Here is a 17,440-nt window from a genome sequence, read left to right on the forward strand (position 1 = left end):
TCACTCGCCGAGCCGGGCGAAGCTCGGGCTTGCTCGACCGGCGCGGCGAGTGCGTCCGTCGCGGATCAGACCGTGACGGCCCCGTTCTTGTTGGCCATGTAGGCGGCGATATGAGCTTCGCGTTCCTCGTCGCTCATTTCGTTCAGCGCAACGTTCGGGCTGCCGAACGGGATGCCGCGCACATCGTCGAGCGTCCACATCTTCTTGGGATCGAGATCGAGATGCGGTTGCGGGATGAGCGTCTTGCCGTCGTCACGGACGTAGCCGAGATCCTTGATGATGTCGGCGAGATCCTTGCCGTGGTGCAGCGTCTCCCATTCACGGAAACCGGTGAGGCGCCCCATGTTCGGGGTCGGGCGACCTTCGTACTCGGGACGGAAGGCCACCTTGTCGGTCCATGCACAGGTCTCCGAGCAGTAGGTGCGCCACTGGCCGTCGACCTTGTCGGTCACCATGTCCTCGCGAATCAGGCACGGCACCATGCACGTCCAGCACCGGTGTGGGTACTCGTAGTCGACGTCCTCGAAGGCGATCGGCTTGTTCTTGCCGGGGTAGGCGAGGCGGTTGTAGTTCTCCCACCACTTCCCGAACTTGTTGTACCAACCGGGATACTTCTCCTCGAACCATTCGAAGTCGGTGTCGGTCATGGCGTCGATGCGCCAGTAGTTGACCGGCCAGCCGGTGGCGAAGAAGCGGGCGACCTCGTGCACGTAGTGCTTGTCGACGATGCGGTTCCACGCCTCCTCGACCAGGTCGTGCGGAATCGTCAGACCGTACTTCTCCAGTGGCAGAAGGTAACTGCGGTAGTAGTCGTCGTAGATCCAGCGGCGCCACATCTCGGCGTAGGACTCGCGGTCCTTGCGGCGGTCCTTGGTTCCGTACTCGATGAAGGTGCCGATCGCGGCGTCGACGACGCAGTGGTTGTTCCACCATGCGTAGCGCAGATCCCGTTCCAGCAGTGGACGATTGCGCTCGTCGGCCAGTGCCATCAGCAGGATCGAGTAGCCGTTGGAGATGTGGCGCGACTCGTCGGACTGCACCGAGTGGAACACCGTCGGAAGCAGATAGTCGCCGTTGGCGGCCGCCTCGTCGGGCATGGCCACGAACAGGGTGTTGGTGAACGCGGTCTCGGCGACAACCGTGAGATAGATGTTTGCCGCGGTGATCGCGTCGCCGGTGATGAAGCCCTCACCGAACTGCCTGCCGATGGTGCCCGCGTAGTTGTTCGCGAATGCTTTCTCCGTGATATCGAAGCCGGCCGGGTCGATGTAGTTGTTCATGTACAGCTTCTTGAGGTTCATCTGGATCGTCGAATGACGAACCTCGTCGATCATCTGCACCGCGAGCCCGTTGTGGATCTCCGGGTTCGGGACGGCGTCGATGGCCATCGGCATCGCGCGTGCGGCGGAGATCTCGGGGAAGGGGATGATCGACAAGAACAGCTTCTGCCATTCGAGCCAACGTTCCTGGACCTGCCGGAACATGTTGCCGCGAATCGCGCCGTCCATGGCACCGTAGACGCGGTTGTCCTTCTCCTCCTCCATCGGGAAGTACGACCGCATGATCTGCTTGAGCGGATCCTTTTTGGGGGCCTTCTCGAACGTGTAATCGGTACCGAACCGAGTGGCGGGGGTGGCGAAGGTGGGCTCCCACGACAACTCGGTGATCTTCGCATGGGCTTTGGTCAAGCTCTGCCTGCTCAATGTGCGCCTCCTCGTATGGGCCGGCGCTGTGCCGACCTGGCTGGACTGGAGCGCTTTCGATACAACCGCGTGAGGTGCGTCACAACCGTCTCACTGTGAGACGCGGCACATATTCACGATCGCGCAGCGGGCATGCGATGGGGGTGGGTGGCTGCGGGCGGGCGTGGGGCGTGGGCAGCGGGGTCGCGGCTCGGGTGTGGGCGGCGCGTCGTCGAGCCGGGTTGAGGATGTGTGTCGTGTCGAAGGATATGGGTGCTGCAGCACCCACATCTTTACGTTCGACACACATCTACCGCGGGCGCGGGTGGATGTGGGCGGAATTGGAACCGGGCGAGCTCGGGGTGCGTCGGATATGTCATGCACTCACCCTCCGCCGCGCGCAACTCCACGGCCCGTCATCCGGCTGCTCGTTATCCAGCCGACCGGTTCGGGCTCATTCATCGGAACGCGGTGCTTGCCGCTGGATTCACCGACAACGACCTGCGGGCGTCGCTGCGTCGACGGGAGATCGAGCGTGTCCACCGCGGGGTGTTCGTCGTCTGCGCCGACCGGACGCGGCTCGAACACCATCGGCTCGTCGCGCTCGCGTCCGTGCAAGCCGCGAAGGGTGAGGGCGCGGGGGATCGCGGCTCGGGTGAGTCGGAGGCGGCCGAGTCAGGCGCAGCGGAATCGGAAGCGGGCGAGTCGGAAGTCGAGGAGGCAGCTGAACCTCGCGCGGCGCTGAGTCACCAGAGTGCCGCGGCGGTGCATGGTCTCGAGATGCTCTCGCCGACGCTGACGCGCGTCCACTCGACGACGGTGGGTGGTGCGGGATTTCGAACCGCCACCCATCACCGCCATGTCGCGACGTTGTCTGACGACGAGCTCGTCGAGGTTGACGGCGTGCTGGTCACCTCGATCGAACGAACGGCCGTCGACATCGCCTGCGGGGCAGCGACGTTCGCTCAAGCGCTCGCGGTTGTTGACTCGGCTCTGCGGCTCGGTGCCGATCGGGAGCTCATGACGAAGATGCTCACCGGCAAGCGTCGCGGAGTGGGTCTTGCGCGCCGAGCGCTGCACCACGCCGATGGGCGGTCGGAGAATCCGGGCGAGTCGTGGAGTAGAGCGCAGATGATCGAGGCGGGTCTGCCCGCCGCGCGGCTGCAGCACACGTTCCGCGACGTCGACGGCGAGCACGTGGCGCGTACTGATTTCGACTGGGGCGGGCGCCTCGTCGGAGAGTTCGACGGCAAGGTGAAGTACGGGAAGCTGCTCAAACCGGGGGAGGACGCCACCGAGGTCGTGCTGCGCGAGAAGCGTCGGGAAGACGAGCTGCGCGCGATGGGCGTCATGGTCGTGCGCTGGACCTGGGACGATCTTCGCGGAGGGAGGGTCGTGGCACTGATTCGACGTTGGCTGGTGAAGTTGGCGCTGATCGTCGAACCTGCGAGCGCATGAATGTGTGTCGTATCGAAGGATGTGGGCGCTGCAGCACCCACATCCTTCAATTCGACACATATTTACGACGCCCCGCAGCGGTTCGATGCCCCCAGGCGGCGCTCAGCGCAGTGAGTCGTACACCGCCTGCTCGAATTGCAGCGACGCGGCGACGGCGGCAGGGTCGAAGAACGGTAGGAGCTGGGTGGCCCAGAGTCCGCCGATGTCCCTTCGGGCATCGACCCAGAAGTAGAGGTTTGCCAGCCCGGCCCAGCCCATCGAGCCTGCGCTGCGTCCGGTCGGGGCCTGCGAGTTGTTCGTCATCGCGACGAGATTCCAGCCCTTGTCAACGCCGGGAAAGAAGTCGACGTCGTTGGTCTTACGTGGGTTGACGCCTGGAAGTGGCGTGATCTCGAGCGCTCCGAGGTGGTTGCGCATTGCGTCGCCGACGGTCTCCGGGCGCAGTAGTTGTTGCCCCGAGTCGGATCGGCCGCCGCGCAACCAGAATCGGATGAACCTGAGGAAGTCTCCGGCGGTGGAGTGCAGGCCCTGGCCGCCCATGTCGAGTTCGGGGTCGTCGGGCGAGGTCGGCGAGCGCAAGGCCTTGAGGTGGCCGTCCGCGGTGCGCACGTGCAGGTTCGCGCTTCGCTCGAGCATCTGTGGTCCGCGACGAAAAGTGGTGTCGCGCATGCCTAATGGTGTGAGTAGGCGTTCGGTCATGACGTCGCCGAGTCGGCGTCCGGTGGCGCCTTCGATGACCCTGCCCACCCAATCGAGATTCGTCCCGTATTCCCACCGGGTTCCGGGATCGAACATCAGCGGTGCCTGCAGCGATGCCTGCGTCGCGGTTGCCACGTCGGGCAGGCCGAGGCCCGCAACAGCCCGCGCGCAGTCGGCGTCGAAGAAGTCGTAGGCGAAACCTGCTGTGTGAGTAAGTAATTGGCGGGTAGTCACAGGAGTGCGTGCTGCGCGCACCACCGGTGTGTCTCCGTCGAACCCGGTGAGGACGCCGATTTCGGAGAGGTCGGGTGCGTACTCCGACGCGGGGGCGTCGAGGTCGAGGAGGGCGTCGTCGACGAGTTGCAGTGCCAGCGTCGCGGTCAGTGGTTTGGTCATCGAGAACAGGGCGAGAACGGCGTCGGTGGCCAGTGCCTCGTCGCTGCCTGCGGCCCGCGGACCTGCTGCTTTGAGGTAGATCGTGTCTTCGGCGGTGGTGACACCTGCGACGACGCCGGGTAGCGCGCCGTCCGCGGGCGCGGCGTCGATGATGTGGTCGAGTGCGGCGGTGTCGAGGTCTGCGGCGTCGACCTTCATCGCGCCAGACCTTCGACGAATGAGGCGAGGCGTCGGAGACCTTCTGTGAGATCGGCGGTCGACGCCGCGTACGACAGCCGGACGTGATCATCGGCCGTTTCGACGCCGAAATCCTTTCCGGGAGTGAGTGCTACGTGTGCTTCGGTGAGCGCGCGCTCGCAGAACTCCCACGAGCCAAGTCCGGTGTCGGAGACGTCGATGTACACGTAGAACGCACCGTCGGGGATGACCGGCACACGCAAGCCCATCGCAGTGAGCGCGTCGAGCACGAGTTGTCGTCGAGCGACGAATTCGCGGCGTCGATCTTCGCATACCGCAAGGGATTCCGGAGTGAAGCAGCTCAGCGCCGCGAGTTGGGCGGGAGTGGGTGGACACACGTAGAAGTTCTGCGCGAGGCGCTCGACGACGTCGACCATGTCGGATGGCAGAATGCACCAGCCGAGCCGCCAGCCGGTCATGCCGAAGTATTTCGAAAAGCTGTTCACCACAACAACATCGGGGCCGACGGATGGGTCGGCGAGGACGCTGCGGGGCGGCCGGCCGTCGGGGCCGGGATCGGAGAGTCCGAGGTAGATCTCGTCGACGATGCTCCACCCGCCGCGCGCGGCGACGCGGTGGCACAGTTCGACGAGGTCGTCGTAGGGGAGCGACGTGCCGGTCGGGTTCGACGGCGACGCGACGATCACCCCGCGAGTGCTCTCCGACCACGCGGCGTCGACGAGGTCGGGAGTGAGCTGGAATCGATCGGAGATGCCGGTCGGCACCAGGCTGACCTGCGCGCCGAATGCCTGCGCGAACTGTCGGTTACACGGATACGACGGATCGCCGATCAGCACGCCGTCGCCGGGATCGATCAGCGCCGCGCATGCGAGAAGCAACGCAGCCGACGCACCCGAGGTGACCGCGACCTGCTCCGCCGTCACGCCGTCGGCGCGGAAGTGGTGGCGATAGAAGTCGGCGATCGCCTCGCGTAGTTCGGGGAGGCCTAGTGCTCCCGTGTACGTCAGCGGACGGCCGTCGGAGACCTCGCGAGCCGCCGCGAGAAATGCTGGCGGAGCACCGAAATCGGGTTCGCCGATATTCAACCGGATCACCGGGCTGCCCTGCGCCTCTACGGCGGCCGCTCTGCCCGCGAAGTCCATCGCGTAGAACGGTGCGACCTCCTGGGCGCGCTGCGAGATCTTCATTCGTCTCATTGTGCGCGACGGTGCGCGCGGGATGTTTCGGGGTGGGGGAGTGATCTCGACTCGGGTGCTCGCTGCGCTCGCGCCCGCTCGATCAGCGGAAGGGGCTCGATCAGCGGGTGGGGGCTCGATCAGCGGTGGGCGCCGCTCCCGCTCGGCTGGTCGGCCGAGCGGGAGCGAAACAGGCGTGCGCCGCAGGTCATGGCACGTAGTTGAAGGTGTCCGGGTCGGGGCCGCGGCGCTTGTTCTTGTTGAGGCCGTCGATGGCTGCGACGTCGTCGCCGGACAGTTCGAAATCGAAGAGGTCGAAGTTCTCCTCGACGCGCGAGCGGGTGACCGACTTGGGGAAGATGATGTCGCCGCGCTGGATGTGCCACCGCAGGGTGACCTGGGCGGTCGACTTGCCCTTCTCCTCGGCAATCTTCTTCAACACCGGATCGTCGAGGACGTCGCCCTGTGCGATCGGCGACCATGCCTCGGTCGCGATGCCGTGGTCGGCGTTGAACGCACGCAGATCGTCCTGCGTCAGATAGGGGTGCACCTCGATCTGATTGACCGCGGGGACGATCTCGGTCTCGGCGAACAGCCGCTCGAGGTGGTGCTTCTGGAAATTCGACACTCCGATAGCCCGCGCCTTGCCGTCGGCGTAGATCTTCTCCAGCGCCTTCCACGTCTCGACGAAATCTCCGACCTCCGGCAGCGGCCAGTGGATCAGAAACAGGTCGACGGCGTCGACGCCGAGGTCGGCGAGCGTCTGGTCGGTGGCCTTGAGCGCGTCGTCGTATGCGTGGAATCCGTTGTTGAGCTTGCTGGTGATGAATACCTGGTCGCGCGGGATGTCGGACCCGTTGACGCCTTCACCGACCTGCTTCTCGTTGCCGTACATCTCGGCGGTGTCGATGTGGCGGTACCCGACGTCCAGGGCAGTGCGCACCGCGTCGACCGTCTTCTCCGGCTCGATCTGGAACACGCCGAAACCGAGCTGCGGGATCTCGACGCCGTTGTTGAGAGTGATGAGTGGGACTGTCATGGAACACCTTTCGCGTCTAAGGAACTAGTGGGAACACGATCGCCGGGGGATTCCGCGCACGCTCGGTCTGCATGCGCGGCGAAGTGGCCGAGGCCTACCCCTGGCGAGATAGATGGATCTGAAGGGGTCAGGGCAGCAACACGAACTTGCCGCGCGGATGCGCCGACAAGATGTCGTCGAGCGCCTTGGCGGCTTGGTCCAACGGATACGTCCCGGCGACATCTGTCACCAGAGCGCCCGATGCCGCGTCGGCGATGAGGTCGTCGATTGCGTTGCTGCGGTTTTCTTTGCTCTGCGGCGTGGAACCGTCGATCAGCACGATGCCGTCGTCGCCGCGCCCGAACGCCGCGATGCTGACGATGCGGTCGCGGTCGTCGACCAGAGCGAGCGACACGTCGACAGCCTCGTCGGTGCCGACCGTGTCGATGGCCGCCGTGACAGGGGTCGGTGCGGCCGCTTGCACACGCTCGAGAAGGCCGTCGCCGTAGGAGACAGGGATGGCCCCTAGTTCGCGCAGATGCTCGTGATTGGCGGGTGCAGCTGTGGCGATGACGGTTGCCCCGATCTTGCCTGCCAACTGCACGGCGATCACGCCGACGGCTCCGGCGCCGCCGTGGATGAGCACGGTGTCGTCGGCCTGCACGCCTGCGGTGGCAATCGCGTCGGCTGCGGTGACACCTGCCAGCAGGAGACTTGCCGCATGTTCGTCGTCGAGTCCTGCCGGTTTGAGGTGGACCGACTTCTCGTTGACGACGACGTGGTCGGCGTAGGCGCCGGAGATCGGGTACGCGACGACCTCGTCGCCGACCGCGAAGCTGGGTGTCTGACCGTCGAGTGGATCGCCGACCGCGCGGACGACACCTGCGAGTTCGTTGCCGATGGGAATGGGGAGTTTCGATTCGTCGGTGCCCATCACCCCGCGCACCGTCTTGGCGTCGGCGGGATTGACGCCGATCGCCATGACATCGATGACGACCTGTCCCGGGTCGGGGAGTGGCAATTCGGCCTTCACGATCTCGACGACCGTCGAAGGTTCGCCGTACTCGTTGGCCACGGCCTGCCGCGCGGTGACGGCGGCCGACTCGATGTCGAGGGTGTTCTCGTTGGTCGGTGTCTTCGCTGAGTCAGTAGTCGATGAGTCTGAGTTCGTTGAATCGGCCATAACTGCTTCAAGGCGCGGCGACCGTGGCGCTATTCCGATCCGGAGGTCACCGTCCGGTGTCGATCGCGCGAACTCGGGCACCGCCGCATCACGAACGCATCGCGTCGGGGCCGATGCGCGTGATCGACCTCACGCGCGAGCTGTCGGCCGACTCGGCGATCTCGCGATGTCGGCGGAGTTGGCTCAGCGTCGAAACCACGTCTCCGCGGTGTCTGCTAGCGCCTTCTCGATGCGCAGCTTCGATGTCTCGGACAGGTTCGCGGGCAACGCATCTGGCGCGAACCACGCGACGTCGGTGTTCTCGTCGTCGGCTGCGCGTGGCGTGCCTGCGAGGTGGCGGACCAGGAAACACACGTCGAGGTATTGCGTCTGATCGCCATTGGGGTAGGTGACCATCGGAGTGACGTCGATACTGGTCAAACGAACTACCTCCGCGTCGACGGCGGTTTCCTCGGCGATCTCCCGGATGATCGCGCGCGCGGGCTCTTCTCCCGGTTCGAGTACGCCGGACACGACCGCCCATTCGCCGGTATCGGCGCGCTGAGTGAGCAGAATCCGCCCGTGATCGTCACGGACCACTCCGCTCACACCGGAGAGCCACAGCGGCATATGCCCGACGTGGGAGCGCAGTTCGGTGATGAATCCAGGAATCGGCATGACGCCATCTTGCCGTGGTCGGTTCGATTTGTGCCGTAGGTCCTCGGGTCGTGCGGTGGAGTGGCAGGATCGGCTACGAGCGATCCGGGTCGAGCGTGCGGGCAGGAACATGCAGGCGAAAGGTGCAGTCGATGCGCGGTAAGGGTGTCTTCGTGGTGCTGGTGGGCATCGGACTGGTCGGCGTTGTGTGGGCGATCGTCGACGTCGTCGATCGCGGCTGGTCGAGCGTCCCGGGGAGCACCTGGGTGTGCGCCGCGCTCGGGTTGGTGCTGGTCGTGTTCGCGTTGTATCGGGAGTTCGGCGGGTCGCCGCTGGTCACCGTCGACAACGAGAACATCGCCGAGGAGTACGAGGCGCAAAAGCGCGCTGACGGCGTGGAGGCCAACTGGGTCGTGAAGCCCGGCTATGCGGACGCGCAGACCGACGCGGCCCTCGGTCGCGACGAGCCGGAGAAGAAGTAGCTGCGACACGACGCTGCCGAACGCGTGTTCGGCGAATCTGTCAGTGGCGGGTGCTTCACTGTCATGTGCGCGTGTAAGAGCGCATCCGATCGCCGAAACGAGGCATGGCAGCATGAACACCCCTACTTCGCACAATGTGTCGCGCGGGCCGTCCGCTGAGCATGCCTGGGCCGAGGCGAGAACGTGGCTGACCGAAGAGCTGCGCGCAATGCCGAACGCGGCCGTACTCGATCTCGGACCCGCGGGTCTCGACACCACCCTCACGCCTGACTCCGACGTGGAATGCGCTCAAGTGCACGTCTTGCATGGCGGCGTCTACCTGGTGAGACTCTCGACGGGCCTCATGGAGCGTCCACGACTTGCCGGCTACTCGGTGCCGCGGTCGGTGCGAAACCGGTGGCGCCTCGATGACCGCTTCGACGACTGCACCCACGGCTATCTCGTCAGCGCCTCTGCAGAATTGATCGCCGACATCTGTATCGGCTGGTTCCGCGACCGGTGCGCGTGGCGGCATCCTGGGTCGCTGGGGTGGAGTTACACCGCGCCGCAGCCGGCTCGGGGATGCCCCTGATCTTTCCCCCAGATCGGCTCCGAACAGGTGATTTCCCCGCAGATCTCACGCATCGTGGAGTCATGACCACTTCATATGACAGCACCAGCACATCGTCGAACGGCACTAACAACAACGGCTCGGGAATGGGCTTCTGGAAGATTCTCGGGATCGTCGTCGTGGCGCTGATTGCGCTCGCGATCATCGGCCCGGTACTCAAGGGACTCTTCTGGATCGGACTCTTCGCGCTGGCCATCTACGGCGGCTACATGCTCTTCCGGGCATCGCGATCGTCGAAGTCGGATGGCGGCTCGTCGGGCTTCTGAGTACGGCAAACGACCCACCCGCGAATTCGCCAGCGCGACAGTAAGATTCATTTCAGCGGATTCATACCAGTGTGGGGCGTCCAACTCTCGCGTGAGATGGTCACCGGGATTGTTACGTGCGTACCATTGTCCGGTGTCCGTTGACAGCGATGCCGTACCGGTGACCCGGCTCCTCGTGCAGACCGACCCGGATACGCCCGACCCCGCCGGGTTGAGCGAGCAGGCCGCGCTCACCGAACCGATCCACACACCGGAGGCCGTGCAGGCCGCGGATCCGTATGAGGTTGCGGCCCCTGCCGAGCGCGTAGACGACTCGACGGGGGTTGCCGACCCGGCCGACTTCGGCGCCTGCACGGGTGAATTCGACACGCGAACGGGCGAGTTCTTCACCCGGATGACTCGTCGCGATCGGCCCGGCGCGACGTCGACTCGACTGGGCGGACACGCCGCGAACGCGCCGCGCAGCACTGCTGCGACACGGCGGCGTCGGTCAGCGGAGTCCGCACGGTCGGCAGCCGATGCGCCGGTCCCGATCCTCGACCGACTCACCCGCATGGCGGTCTCCGCGCGGCGGGTCACCGATCCGATGTCGGTGCCCGGCGAGATCACCATCGACCTCGACGACGCCTGGGAGTCTGCTCAGTCGCCGGGGTGTCTGCGGCTCTTCGTCGCGGGAAACGGCTGCGAAGGCACCATCGCGATCGTGCTCACCCGGTTCATCGTCGACCATCACACCGACCTCGGTGCGTTGCTCGACCACGCGCCCGTCGAAGCCCGCGCCCTGCCGGATTGGGACGAAGACGACGTCGTCACCACTCCTCGAGGCTTTCGGACGGAGGGCGCATCGCTGCAGACCGGGACGTACCTCGATCTCGGGGAGCGTAGGTTCTGCGCGCTGCGATACGAGGTCTTTGCCCGCGGGAACGTTGCCTACCTGGTCCACACGACCGGCATCGTCCCGCTGCGCGAGGGCCGCGAATTCTGCCGTGAGGTCGTGGGCGCGGTGAGCAGCGTGGGGCTCGACGACTGACGACCCGAGAGTCGGATATCGAGGCGGCGCGGGGGCGCCGAGCGTGGATAAACCGAGCGTGAATCAACAAGGGGGAGAGCAATGGTGAGTCGCGCCGACCGCGTCGTCGACTTGGAATCGGTACTCGCCGCGAAGGCAGACTTCATCGACGACCCGACCGACCAGGGGTGGCTGACCGCGACCGCAGCGGGTGAACGGATCTACGTGCGGATGGGCGACTTTCCCGACGAAGACCTCTGGGCACTCTGGCTCGGCGACGGCCGGTGGATGGAGTTCACCGTGCCGCCTGCTCGCTGGAACCTGCGGGTCCGCGCGGCACGCTGGTCGGCCGACGCCCGTGCACGGCTCCCGAGGAACGAGTTCCACGACTGAGGGTGGTCTCGACAATCTCGACCAGCGGATCGGGCTCGACCCGGCGGGGAAGCTCGACCGGCGGGAAGCTCGACCAGCGGAGTGGGGCCGCTCCTGCCCAAATGTGTGTCGAACGTAAAGATGTGGGTGCTGCAGCACCCACATCTTCACAAACGACACACATCTACCGAGCCAGGCCGCCCCGGGGGGGTCTCGACAAGCTCGATCAGCGGGGCAAACTCGACCGGCGGGTATGCCTCGCCCTGCGGGCGGGGCGCGGCGTCAGGAACGTCGCGACGAGTCGGGAGTCACCAGCTCGCCGGGCATCTCGCTCGCGTCGGCCGCGACGGCGGCGAGCTCCTCACCGAGTGATTCGGCAGGCTGATGCGACTCCGCGGCCGTGCCGTCGACCGTCTCGACCTTCAACTTCTTGCTGCCGGTGAACAGCGACGCGATCGCGCCGATCACGCAGCAGATCATGGCGAAGGTGAACGCCGCGGTGAGGCCGTCGGAGAACGGATCGCTGATCAGGTGCGGGAAGAAGTCGAGCCCCGTGAGGTGATCGACGCTGGCCTGCGGCAATCCCTGCAGTGCCTGTCCGCCCACCTCCTTGATCGGGTTGTAGCCGAGGAATGCCGCGAACAGAATGCCGACGGTCGGTAGGTGTGCGATCCCGTTGGCAGCGTCGGACGGCATGCCGTTGGACGTGAGCCCGCTGTACATGGCCGACGGCAGGTGCTGGCTCAGGCCCGCGATCATCAACGAGAAGAACAGGCCGATCGACAACACCATCGCGGCGTTCTGGAACGTCGTCATCATGCCCGCGCCCGAACCACGAGACGTGATCGGGAGGCTGTTCATGACCTCCGCGCGGTTGGGCGAGGCGAACAAGCCCATGCCGACACCGTTGATCAGCAGGATCAACGCGAACACCCAGTAGTCGAAGTCGACCGGGATCGCGATCAGTGCGGCGAAGGTGCCTGCCGTGATGAGCATGCCGAGAGTGGTGAACCACTTGGTGCCCAGCTTGTCGCTGAGCGCGCCCGACACCGGTGCGCTGAGGAGGAAGCCGATGGTCATCGGAACCATGTAGATACCAGCCCACAGTGGGGTTCGGCTGTAGTCGTAGCCGTGCTGCGGCAACCAGATTCCCTGCAGCCAGATGATGAGCAGGAACTGCAGACCACCACGACCGATCGACGCCATCAGGTTGGCGAGGTTGCCGAAGGCGAAGGAACGGTTCCTGAACAGCGAAAGCTCGAAGAGCGGGCTCGCGACCTTGGTTTCGATCAGCACGAAGATCGCCAGGACGAGCGCGCCACCGATGAGCCCCGTGAGGACCCAGGGGTTGCCCCATCCCATGTTGGAGCCGCCATAAGGCTGGATGCCGTAGGTGATGGCGATGAGGATCGCGACCAGACCGACGGCGAAGGTTACGTTGCCCCACCAGTCCATCTTCGAGTGCTTGCGAACGCCGGTGTCGCGCAGCTTCAGGTACGCCCAGATGGTTCCGACGACGCCGAAGGGCACCGAGACCAGAAAGATGTAGTGCCACTGGATCGGCGCGAGCAGACCACCGACCAGAAGGCCGAGGAACGAGCCCGCGATAGCGGCGACACCGTTTATGCCCATCGCCAGACCTCGCTGGTTCGGCGGGAAGGCGTCGGTGAGGATGGCCGACGAGTTGGCCATCAGGAACGCGCCTCCGACTCCCTGGATGATGCGCCAGAAGATCAGCCAGATGGCCGCCTCGCTTCCGTCGAACCAGGTGATCGCCAACAGGATCGACGAGACGGTGAAGATGGCGAAGCCCATGTTGTACATCCGCGCACGGCCGAACATGTCACCGAGGCGGCCGAAGCTCACCACCAGTACGGCGGTGACGACGAGGAATCCCATCATCATCCACAGCAGGTAGCTGGTGTTCTCGGGGAGAAGCGGATTGAGATTGATGCCCTTGAAGATGTCGGGGAGCGCGATGAGCACGATCGACGAGTTGATCGTCGCGATCAGCATGCCGAGCGTCGTATTGGACAGCGCGATCCACTTGTAGTGGGGATCGTGAGTGGGAGACTGCGCCGGTTGCGCGGACCCGGCGTCGTTAACCGCAGTGGTCATGTGAATCCTTCTGCAAAGTCATGGCTGGTAGTCGAGATTTCTCGGTAGCGGAGAAGTCGAAGGGACTTGAGCGCCCGTCAGGTCGAGATCTCTTCGGCCAGGGCGTCGGCGAGATCTTCGATGGCCGCGTGGACGCGCTCTTGTTGCTGCGAATCGAGTCGCTCCATCGCGGCTCCGAGTAACTGCGCCTTTTTGGTACGGGCGTGCGTGATCACATCCGCGCCTTCGGGAGTTGCCACCAGGAGGCGCGCGCGACCGTCTTCGGGATCGGGTGTCCTGGTCACGTACCCGAGTTGTTCGAGGTTCGCGACGAGGCGCGAGACCGTCGGCAGTGCGACCGCCTCACGCTCGGCAAGCGCCGACATACGCAGCGGGCCGTGGGCGTTGATCGTCCAGAGCGCCGATGCCGTTCCGACGCTGAGATTGCCGGTTCCGCTGGTGCGGAGTGCGCGGGTGACGCGAACAAGGTGGTGATGCAGCACTGCGACATCTTTGGTGCCCGCCCCGTCGAGCGACGTGGAGACGAGCGAAGTCGAGTCGGACAGCGTGATCACCTTCTCGATTGGTTTCGTTTGTCGATAACGGTTGGTCAATAGATAACTGGGCTCGATTTCTGGGGCCTACGAAAGTCCAGATGGCGGGAAGTCGGTCAAGGGACCCAGACACGATCAATATAGTTGCTTGATGCTAAGTAATCGAATCGTAAACTCGGCGAACGGTGTTCGCCTGAGGGCGTCGGCGCTCCGGCGGGGATGACCCGTCGGCGTCGGTACGTTGGATATGGCGACACATTCACCGACGAATCGAGGACTCTCATGACCCAGGTGATCATCATCGGCGGACACGGCAAGATCGCACTGCGACTGGCCAAGATCCTGAGCGACGGGGGAGACAAGGTCACCTCCGTCATTCGTAACGACGCCCAGTCCGACGACGTCTCAGCGACCGGCGCGGAACCGCTGCTCGCAGACGTCGAGAAGCTCGACACGGCGGGCCTCGCTTCGGTCCTGGCCGGCCAGGACGTCGTGGTGTGGTCGGCGGGTGCTGGTGGCGGAAGTCCGGAGCGCACCTACGCCGTCGATCGCGACGCGGCCATTCGGTCGATGGACGCGGCAAAATCGGCAGGAGTCGACCGATACATCATGGTCTCCTACTTCGGGGCCGGCCCTGATCACGGTGTGCCGGAGGATGATTCGTTCTACGCATACGCGGAATCGAAGGCTGAGGCCGACGAGTATCTGAAGAAGACCGACCTGGAGTGGACCATTCTCGGGCCGAGCGGACTCACGAACGACCCGGGCACCGGCCGCATCGACGTCACGCACAAGGGTGACTGGAAGAAGGGCCACACCAGCCGCGACAACGTCGCACAGGTTGCGGCCGCCGTGATCGCCGAGCCGTCGACCATTGGCACGTTCATCGAATTCAACGACGGCTCCACGCCGATCGCGGAGGCCATCAAGCCCGCATAATCGGGAGGTGGCTCCTGATCCCGTCGATTCCGCAAGCGGCAGACCCGACGTCTCGCGCAGTCTCAGCGAGAGACTCGGCGAGATAGTCGGGTCGTCGCACGTCCTCACCGACGCCGACGCGATGGCGGGTTACCTCACCGACTGGACCGGTCGCTGGACCGGCTCCGCCGTCGCCGTTGTTCGGCCCCTCAACACTGACGAGGTCGCCGCAGTCGTCGGGCTGTGCGCCGACGAAGGTATCGCCATCTGCCCGCAGGGCGGCAATACCGGACTCGTCGGCGGGTCGATCCCGCCCGCCGATGCGTCGACTCCTGCGATCGTGCTCTCCACCGCACGTATGACCGACATCGACGAGATCGACACCGTGGGCCGCAGCGTCGGTGTGCAGGCGGGGGTGACACTCGCGGCGCTCGACGCGCGTGCGTCGAGCGCCGGTCTCCGGTTCGGCGTCGACCTCGCGTCGCGTGAGTCGGCAACGCTCGGTGGAATGGTGGCGACCAACGCGGGCGGCACTCGAATGATCCGGTACGGCAACACCCGCAGTCAGCTACTCGGGATCGAGGCCGTGCGCGCCGATGGACAGATCCTGCGCCGGTGGCGCAGTCTCGTGAAAGACAATGTGGGATACGACGTTCCGGGTCTGCTCGCGGGGAGTGAGGGCACGTTGGCTGTCATCACGCGCGTGCTCGTCCGCCTGGTTCCGACGACCGGCGCGACCGTCGTATTCGTCGCTGCCATCGACGACGTATCGGTGGCGCTCGCGTTGATCGACGCCGTCTCCGACGCCGGGCTGACCACAGAGGCTGCGGAGATCATGACTCAGGCAGGTGTCGATCTCGTGCACGACCACGGAGTCCGACGGCCCGTGTCGAGCCCCGCCGAGTTCTACGTCCTCCTGGAGGTCTCGGGTCCGCATGACGCGGAAGACGTTGTGCTGCAAGTGCTCGACGGTCAGCCGGGCGTTGTCGATGCGGTGGTGGAACCGGGGCCTGCGCGCGATCTGTGGCTCGTGCGTGAAAGCCATACCGAATCCATTGCGAGGTCGACGACGACGCCGGTCGTCAAGCTCGACGTCTCGGTTCCCCTGCGGGCATTGCCTGCAGCCTTCGCCGAGCTCGCCGCGATCGCCGATGACGACGATTGTCGGCCAATCCTTTTCGGGCACGTGGGCGACGGCAATATTCATGTGAACCTGCTCGACGTCGCCGAGGAATCGGTGGAGTCGTTGACTGACAAGGTGTTTCGAGTTGTCTCCGCGCATGGCGGCAGCATCAGCGCCGAACATGGAATCGGCCGCGCGAAGGTTGCGTGGACCGGACTCGGCCGATCGGCAGTCGACCTCGACACGATGAAGGCGATCAAGACGGCGCTCGACCCGGCGGGGTTGCTCAACCCTGGAGTTCTCTTCGAGTAGTTATCGGCACGCCAAATCGCTTGGTATTTCCGGATTGCCCGGTATTTCGGGTCGCTGGTATCTGCGGCCACAATCTGAGTACGCAGTGCGAGCGTCGACACACTGGGTATTCAACTACTGACCGACCACACGGCTGGTCCGGCGACCTCCGATTGCCTTTATGCTCAATCCCGAATTTGTGATTGAGATAAGTCAATTCCGGGGGGAATCAGTGTTACGCAACAGATTTCGTATTTGTCCGATTCGTTCACGTCGTATCGGGTCGACGGTCGTCACGGCAGCGTCTGCGTTGCTCGTGGCCGCAGCGATACTCGCACCGACAGCGGATGCGGCGACGAGCGTCGGTGCAGACCCCGTTGGTACGGGTCCCGTGCAGTCCAACTTCCGTGCGGCGGCGCGATTCTCGAATCCCGAAGCGAATCCACCGGGCGCAAACAACTGGGCGTGCCGGCCATCTGCTGCGCATCCGCGTCCCGTCGTTCTGGTGCATGGAACCTGGGAATCGGCATATCAGACCTGGGCGGGCTTTGCGCCGATGCTCGCTGGGCACGGATTCTGTGTCTTTGCACCAGAACTCGGAATCCTGTCCGCGCGCGATGGTGGCGGAATACCTGCACGGCAGCACGGCGGCGAGTACGGAGCAGGCCACGTCGACGAGTCGTCGGCGCAGCTCGGTGGGTTCGTCGATCGGGTGCTGCGGGCGACCGGTGCGCGCCAGGTCGATCTCGTCGGCCACTCGCAGGGCGGTGTCATCGCGCGCGGGTACCTGAAATTCCACGGTGGTGCGGATGCGTCGAATCCGCAGCGCAACAAGGTATCTCACGTGGTGACGATGGTCGCGACGAATCATGGTACGACGATGGACGGATTGGTCGGTCTCGAGAATGATCTGCAGGCGGCGGGCATCGACATAAGCTCCGAGGTCGGCGCGGCGTCGGGCCCCGGTGGTGCCGATCAGCAGGTGGGGTCGGCGTTCATCACTCGACTCAACCGCGGCGGTGACACTCTGCCGGGAATCGACTACACGGTGCTCACCACGATCTACGACGAGGTCTCCACGCCGTACACGGCATCGTTTCTGACACCTGGTCCCGGTGCACGGGTCGACAACATCGTTATCCAGAATGGCTGCGCCGGCGACCACACCGAGCACACCGACTTCACCTACTCGCCGCGAGCACAGGCGCTGGCGCTGCGCGGCCTCGGCGCCGACGTACCCGTGGTGTGCGTCGCGCGGTGACGGCTCGTCGGG

17 protein-coding genes are annotated in these 17,440 nt (G+C 65.0%); 9 read left to right on the forward strand and 8 right to left on the reverse strand.

The genetic code is table 11. The features are described 5' to 3' along the window. Positions 1–65: 65 nt before the first annotated feature. The gene (locus ACRVY7_RS14860; protein ID WP_049698940.1) at positions 66–1,703 is read right to left on the reverse strand and encodes an aromatic/alkene/methane monooxygenase hydroxylase/oxygenase subunit alpha; all 1,638 of its coding nucleotides are present in this window, start codon (positions 1,701–1,703) and stop codon (positions 66–68) included. Positions 1,704–2,060: 357 nt separating this feature from the next. On the opposite strand from ACRVY7_RS14860, the gene ACRVY7_RS14865 reads away from it, so the two are divergent. Beyond that, positions 2,061–3,140, forward strand: a complete 1,080-nt coding sequence (locus ACRVY7_RS14865) for a hypothetical protein (protein WP_431817615.1) — start codon at positions 2,061–2,063, stop codon at positions 3,138–3,140. Between the two features lie 102 nt (positions 3,141–3,242). Here the strand turns inward: ACRVY7_RS14865 and ACRVY7_RS14870 are convergent, their stop codons facing one another. The 5 genes from ACRVY7_RS14870 to ACRVY7_RS14890 form a co-directional block, all read right to left on the reverse strand. After that, entirely contained in the window at positions 3,243–4,433 is a 1,191-nt protein-coding gene (locus ACRVY7_RS14870; protein ID WP_431817616.1) for a serine hydrolase domain-containing protein, read from the reverse strand. Then, a complete protein-coding gene (locus ACRVY7_RS14875; protein ID WP_431817617.1) occupies positions 4,430–5,620 on the reverse strand; it encodes an aminotransferase class I/II-fold pyridoxal phosphate-dependent enzyme in 1,191 nt (396 codons plus the stop codon). The genes ACRVY7_RS14870 and ACRVY7_RS14875 overlap by 4 nt, the downstream gene beginning before the upstream one ends. A 196-nt stretch (positions 5,621–5,816) precedes the next feature. Then, entirely contained in the window at positions 5,817–6,647 is an 831-nt protein-coding gene (locus tag ACRVY7_RS14880) for an aldo/keto reductase (RefSeq protein ID WP_431817618.1), read from the reverse strand. 127 nt (positions 6,648–6,774) lie between these two features. Further along, complete coding sequence (locus ACRVY7_RS14885; RefSeq protein ID WP_431817619.1) at positions 6,775–7,809, reverse strand: NADP-dependent oxidoreductase; 1,035 nt, start codon at positions 7,807–7,809, stop codon at positions 6,775–6,777. A 183-nt stretch (positions 7,810–7,992) separates the two neighbouring features. Further along, the gene (locus ACRVY7_RS14890) at positions 7,993–8,466 is read right to left on the reverse strand and encodes an NUDIX hydrolase (RefSeq protein ID WP_431817620.1); all 474 of its coding nucleotides are present in this window, start codon (positions 8,464–8,466) and stop codon (positions 7,993–7,995) included. Between the two features lie 131 nt (positions 8,467–8,597). Between ACRVY7_RS14890 and ACRVY7_RS14895 the strand changes: the two genes are divergently transcribed. The 5 genes from ACRVY7_RS14895 (at position 8,598) to ACRVY7_RS14915 (ending at position 11,205) form a co-directional block, all read left to right on the forward strand. After that, a complete protein-coding gene (locus ACRVY7_RS14895) occupies positions 8,598–8,927 on the forward strand; it encodes a hypothetical protein (protein WP_431817621.1) in 330 nt (109 codons plus the stop codon). A 112-nt stretch (positions 8,928–9,039) separates the two neighbouring features. Then, positions 9,040–9,498 carry a hypothetical protein gene (locus ACRVY7_RS14900; RefSeq protein ID WP_431817622.1) on the forward strand — a complete coding sequence of 153 codons (459 nt, stop codon included), beginning with the start codon at positions 9,040–9,042 and terminating at the stop codon, positions 9,496–9,498. Between the two features lie 62 nt (positions 9,499–9,560). Continuing rightward, entirely contained in the window at positions 9,561–9,803 is a 243-nt protein-coding gene (locus tag ACRVY7_RS14905) for a hypothetical protein (RefSeq protein ID WP_049698948.1), read from the forward strand. A 133-nt stretch (positions 9,804–9,936) separates the two neighbouring features. After that, positions 9,937–10,833, forward strand: coding sequence for a hypothetical protein (locus tag ACRVY7_RS14910; RefSeq protein ID WP_431817623.1), 897 nt, complete (start codon positions 9,937–9,939; stop codon positions 10,831–10,833). An 81-nt stretch (positions 10,834–10,914) separates the two neighbouring features. After that, positions 10,915–11,205 carry a hypothetical protein gene (locus tag ACRVY7_RS14915; protein ID WP_431817624.1) on the forward strand — a complete coding sequence of 97 codons (291 nt, stop codon included), beginning with the start codon at positions 10,915–10,917 and terminating at the stop codon, positions 11,203–11,205. A 261-nt stretch (positions 11,206–11,466) separates the two neighbouring features. On the opposite strand, the gene ACRVY7_RS14920 is transcribed toward ACRVY7_RS14915, so the two are convergent. Next, entirely contained in the window at positions 11,467–13,302 is a 1,836-nt protein-coding gene (locus ACRVY7_RS14920) for an MFS transporter (protein WP_431817625.1), read from the reverse strand. A gap of 77 nt (positions 13,303–13,379) precedes the next feature. Then, on the reverse strand, positions 13,380–13,856 hold the full coding sequence (locus ACRVY7_RS14925; RefSeq protein ID WP_152930056.1) for a MarR family winged helix-turn-helix transcriptional regulator: 477 nt from the start codon (positions 13,854–13,856) through the stop codon (positions 13,380–13,382). Positions 13,857–14,117: 261 nt separating this feature from the next. On the opposite strand from ACRVY7_RS14925, the gene ACRVY7_RS14930 reads away from it, so the two are divergent. From ACRVY7_RS14930 to ACRVY7_RS14940, 3 genes are all read left to right on the forward strand, one after another. Then, the gene (locus ACRVY7_RS14930) at positions 14,118–14,774 is read left to right on the forward strand and encodes an SDR family oxidoreductase (protein WP_049699066.1); all 657 of its coding nucleotides are present in this window, start codon (positions 14,118–14,120) and stop codon (positions 14,772–14,774) included. A gap of 7 nt (positions 14,775–14,781) precedes the next feature. Beyond that, on the forward strand, positions 14,782–16,188 hold the full coding sequence (locus ACRVY7_RS14935; protein WP_431817626.1) for an FAD-binding oxidoreductase: 1,407 nt from the start codon (positions 14,782–14,784) through the stop codon (positions 16,186–16,188). Positions 16,189–16,483: 295 nt separating this feature from the next. Then, complete coding sequence (locus ACRVY7_RS14940) at positions 16,484–17,428, forward strand: esterase/lipase family protein (protein ID WP_431817627.1); 945 nt, start codon at positions 16,484–16,486, stop codon at positions 17,426–17,428. The last annotated feature ends 12 nt before the right edge of the window (positions 17,429–17,440 follow it).

This window comes from Gordonia jacobaea (assembly GCF_965344965.1).
In the GTDB taxonomy this organism is placed as follows: Bacteria; Actinomycetota; Actinomycetes; order Mycobacteriales; family Mycobacteriaceae; genus Gordonia; species Gordonia jacobaea.

Bases quoted from the DNA above. Each gene is read 5' to 3' on its own strand.
- ACRVY7_RS14865 (WP_431817615.1), top strand. From the start codon at position 2,061: ATGCACTCACCCTCCGCCGCGCGCAACTCCACGGCCCGTCATCCGGCT.
- ACRVY7_RS14870 (WP_431817616.1), bottom strand. From the start codon at position 4,433: ATGAAGGTCGACGCCGCAGACCTCGACACCGCCGCACTCGACCACATC.
- ACRVY7_RS14875 (WP_431817617.1), bottom strand. From the start codon at position 5,620: ATGAAGATCTCGCAGCGCGCCCAGGAGGTCGCACCGTTCTACGCGATG.
- ACRVY7_RS14880 (WP_431817618.1), bottom strand. From the start codon at position 6,647: ATGACAGTCCCACTCATCACTCTCAACAACGGCGTCGAGATCCCGCAG.
- ACRVY7_RS14885 (WP_431817619.1), bottom strand. From the start codon at position 7,809: ATGGCCGATTCAACGAACTCAGACTCATCGACTACTGACTCAGCGAAG.
- ACRVY7_RS14890 (WP_431817620.1), bottom strand. From the start codon at position 8,466: ATGCCGATTCCTGGATTCATCACCGAACTGCGCTCCCACGTCGGGCAT.
- ACRVY7_RS14895 (WP_431817621.1), top strand. From the start codon at position 8,598: ATGCGCGGTAAGGGTGTCTTCGTGGTGCTGGTGGGCATCGGACTGGTC.
- ACRVY7_RS14900 (WP_431817622.1), top strand. From the start codon at position 9,040: ATGAACACCCCTACTTCGCACAATGTGTCGCGCGGGCCGTCCGCTGAG.
- ACRVY7_RS14905 (WP_049698948.1), top strand. From the start codon at position 9,561: ATGACCACTTCATATGACAGCACCAGCACATCGTCGAACGGCACTAAC.
- ACRVY7_RS14915 (WP_431817624.1), top strand. From the start codon at position 10,915: ATGGTGAGTCGCGCCGACCGCGTCGTCGACTTGGAATCGGTACTCGCC.
- ACRVY7_RS14920 (WP_431817625.1), bottom strand. From the start codon at position 13,302: ATGACCACTGCGGTTAACGACGCCGGGTCCGCGCAACCGGCGCAGTCT.
- ACRVY7_RS14930 (WP_049699066.1), top strand. From the start codon at position 14,118: ATGACCCAGGTGATCATCATCGGCGGACACGGCAAGATCGCACTGCGA.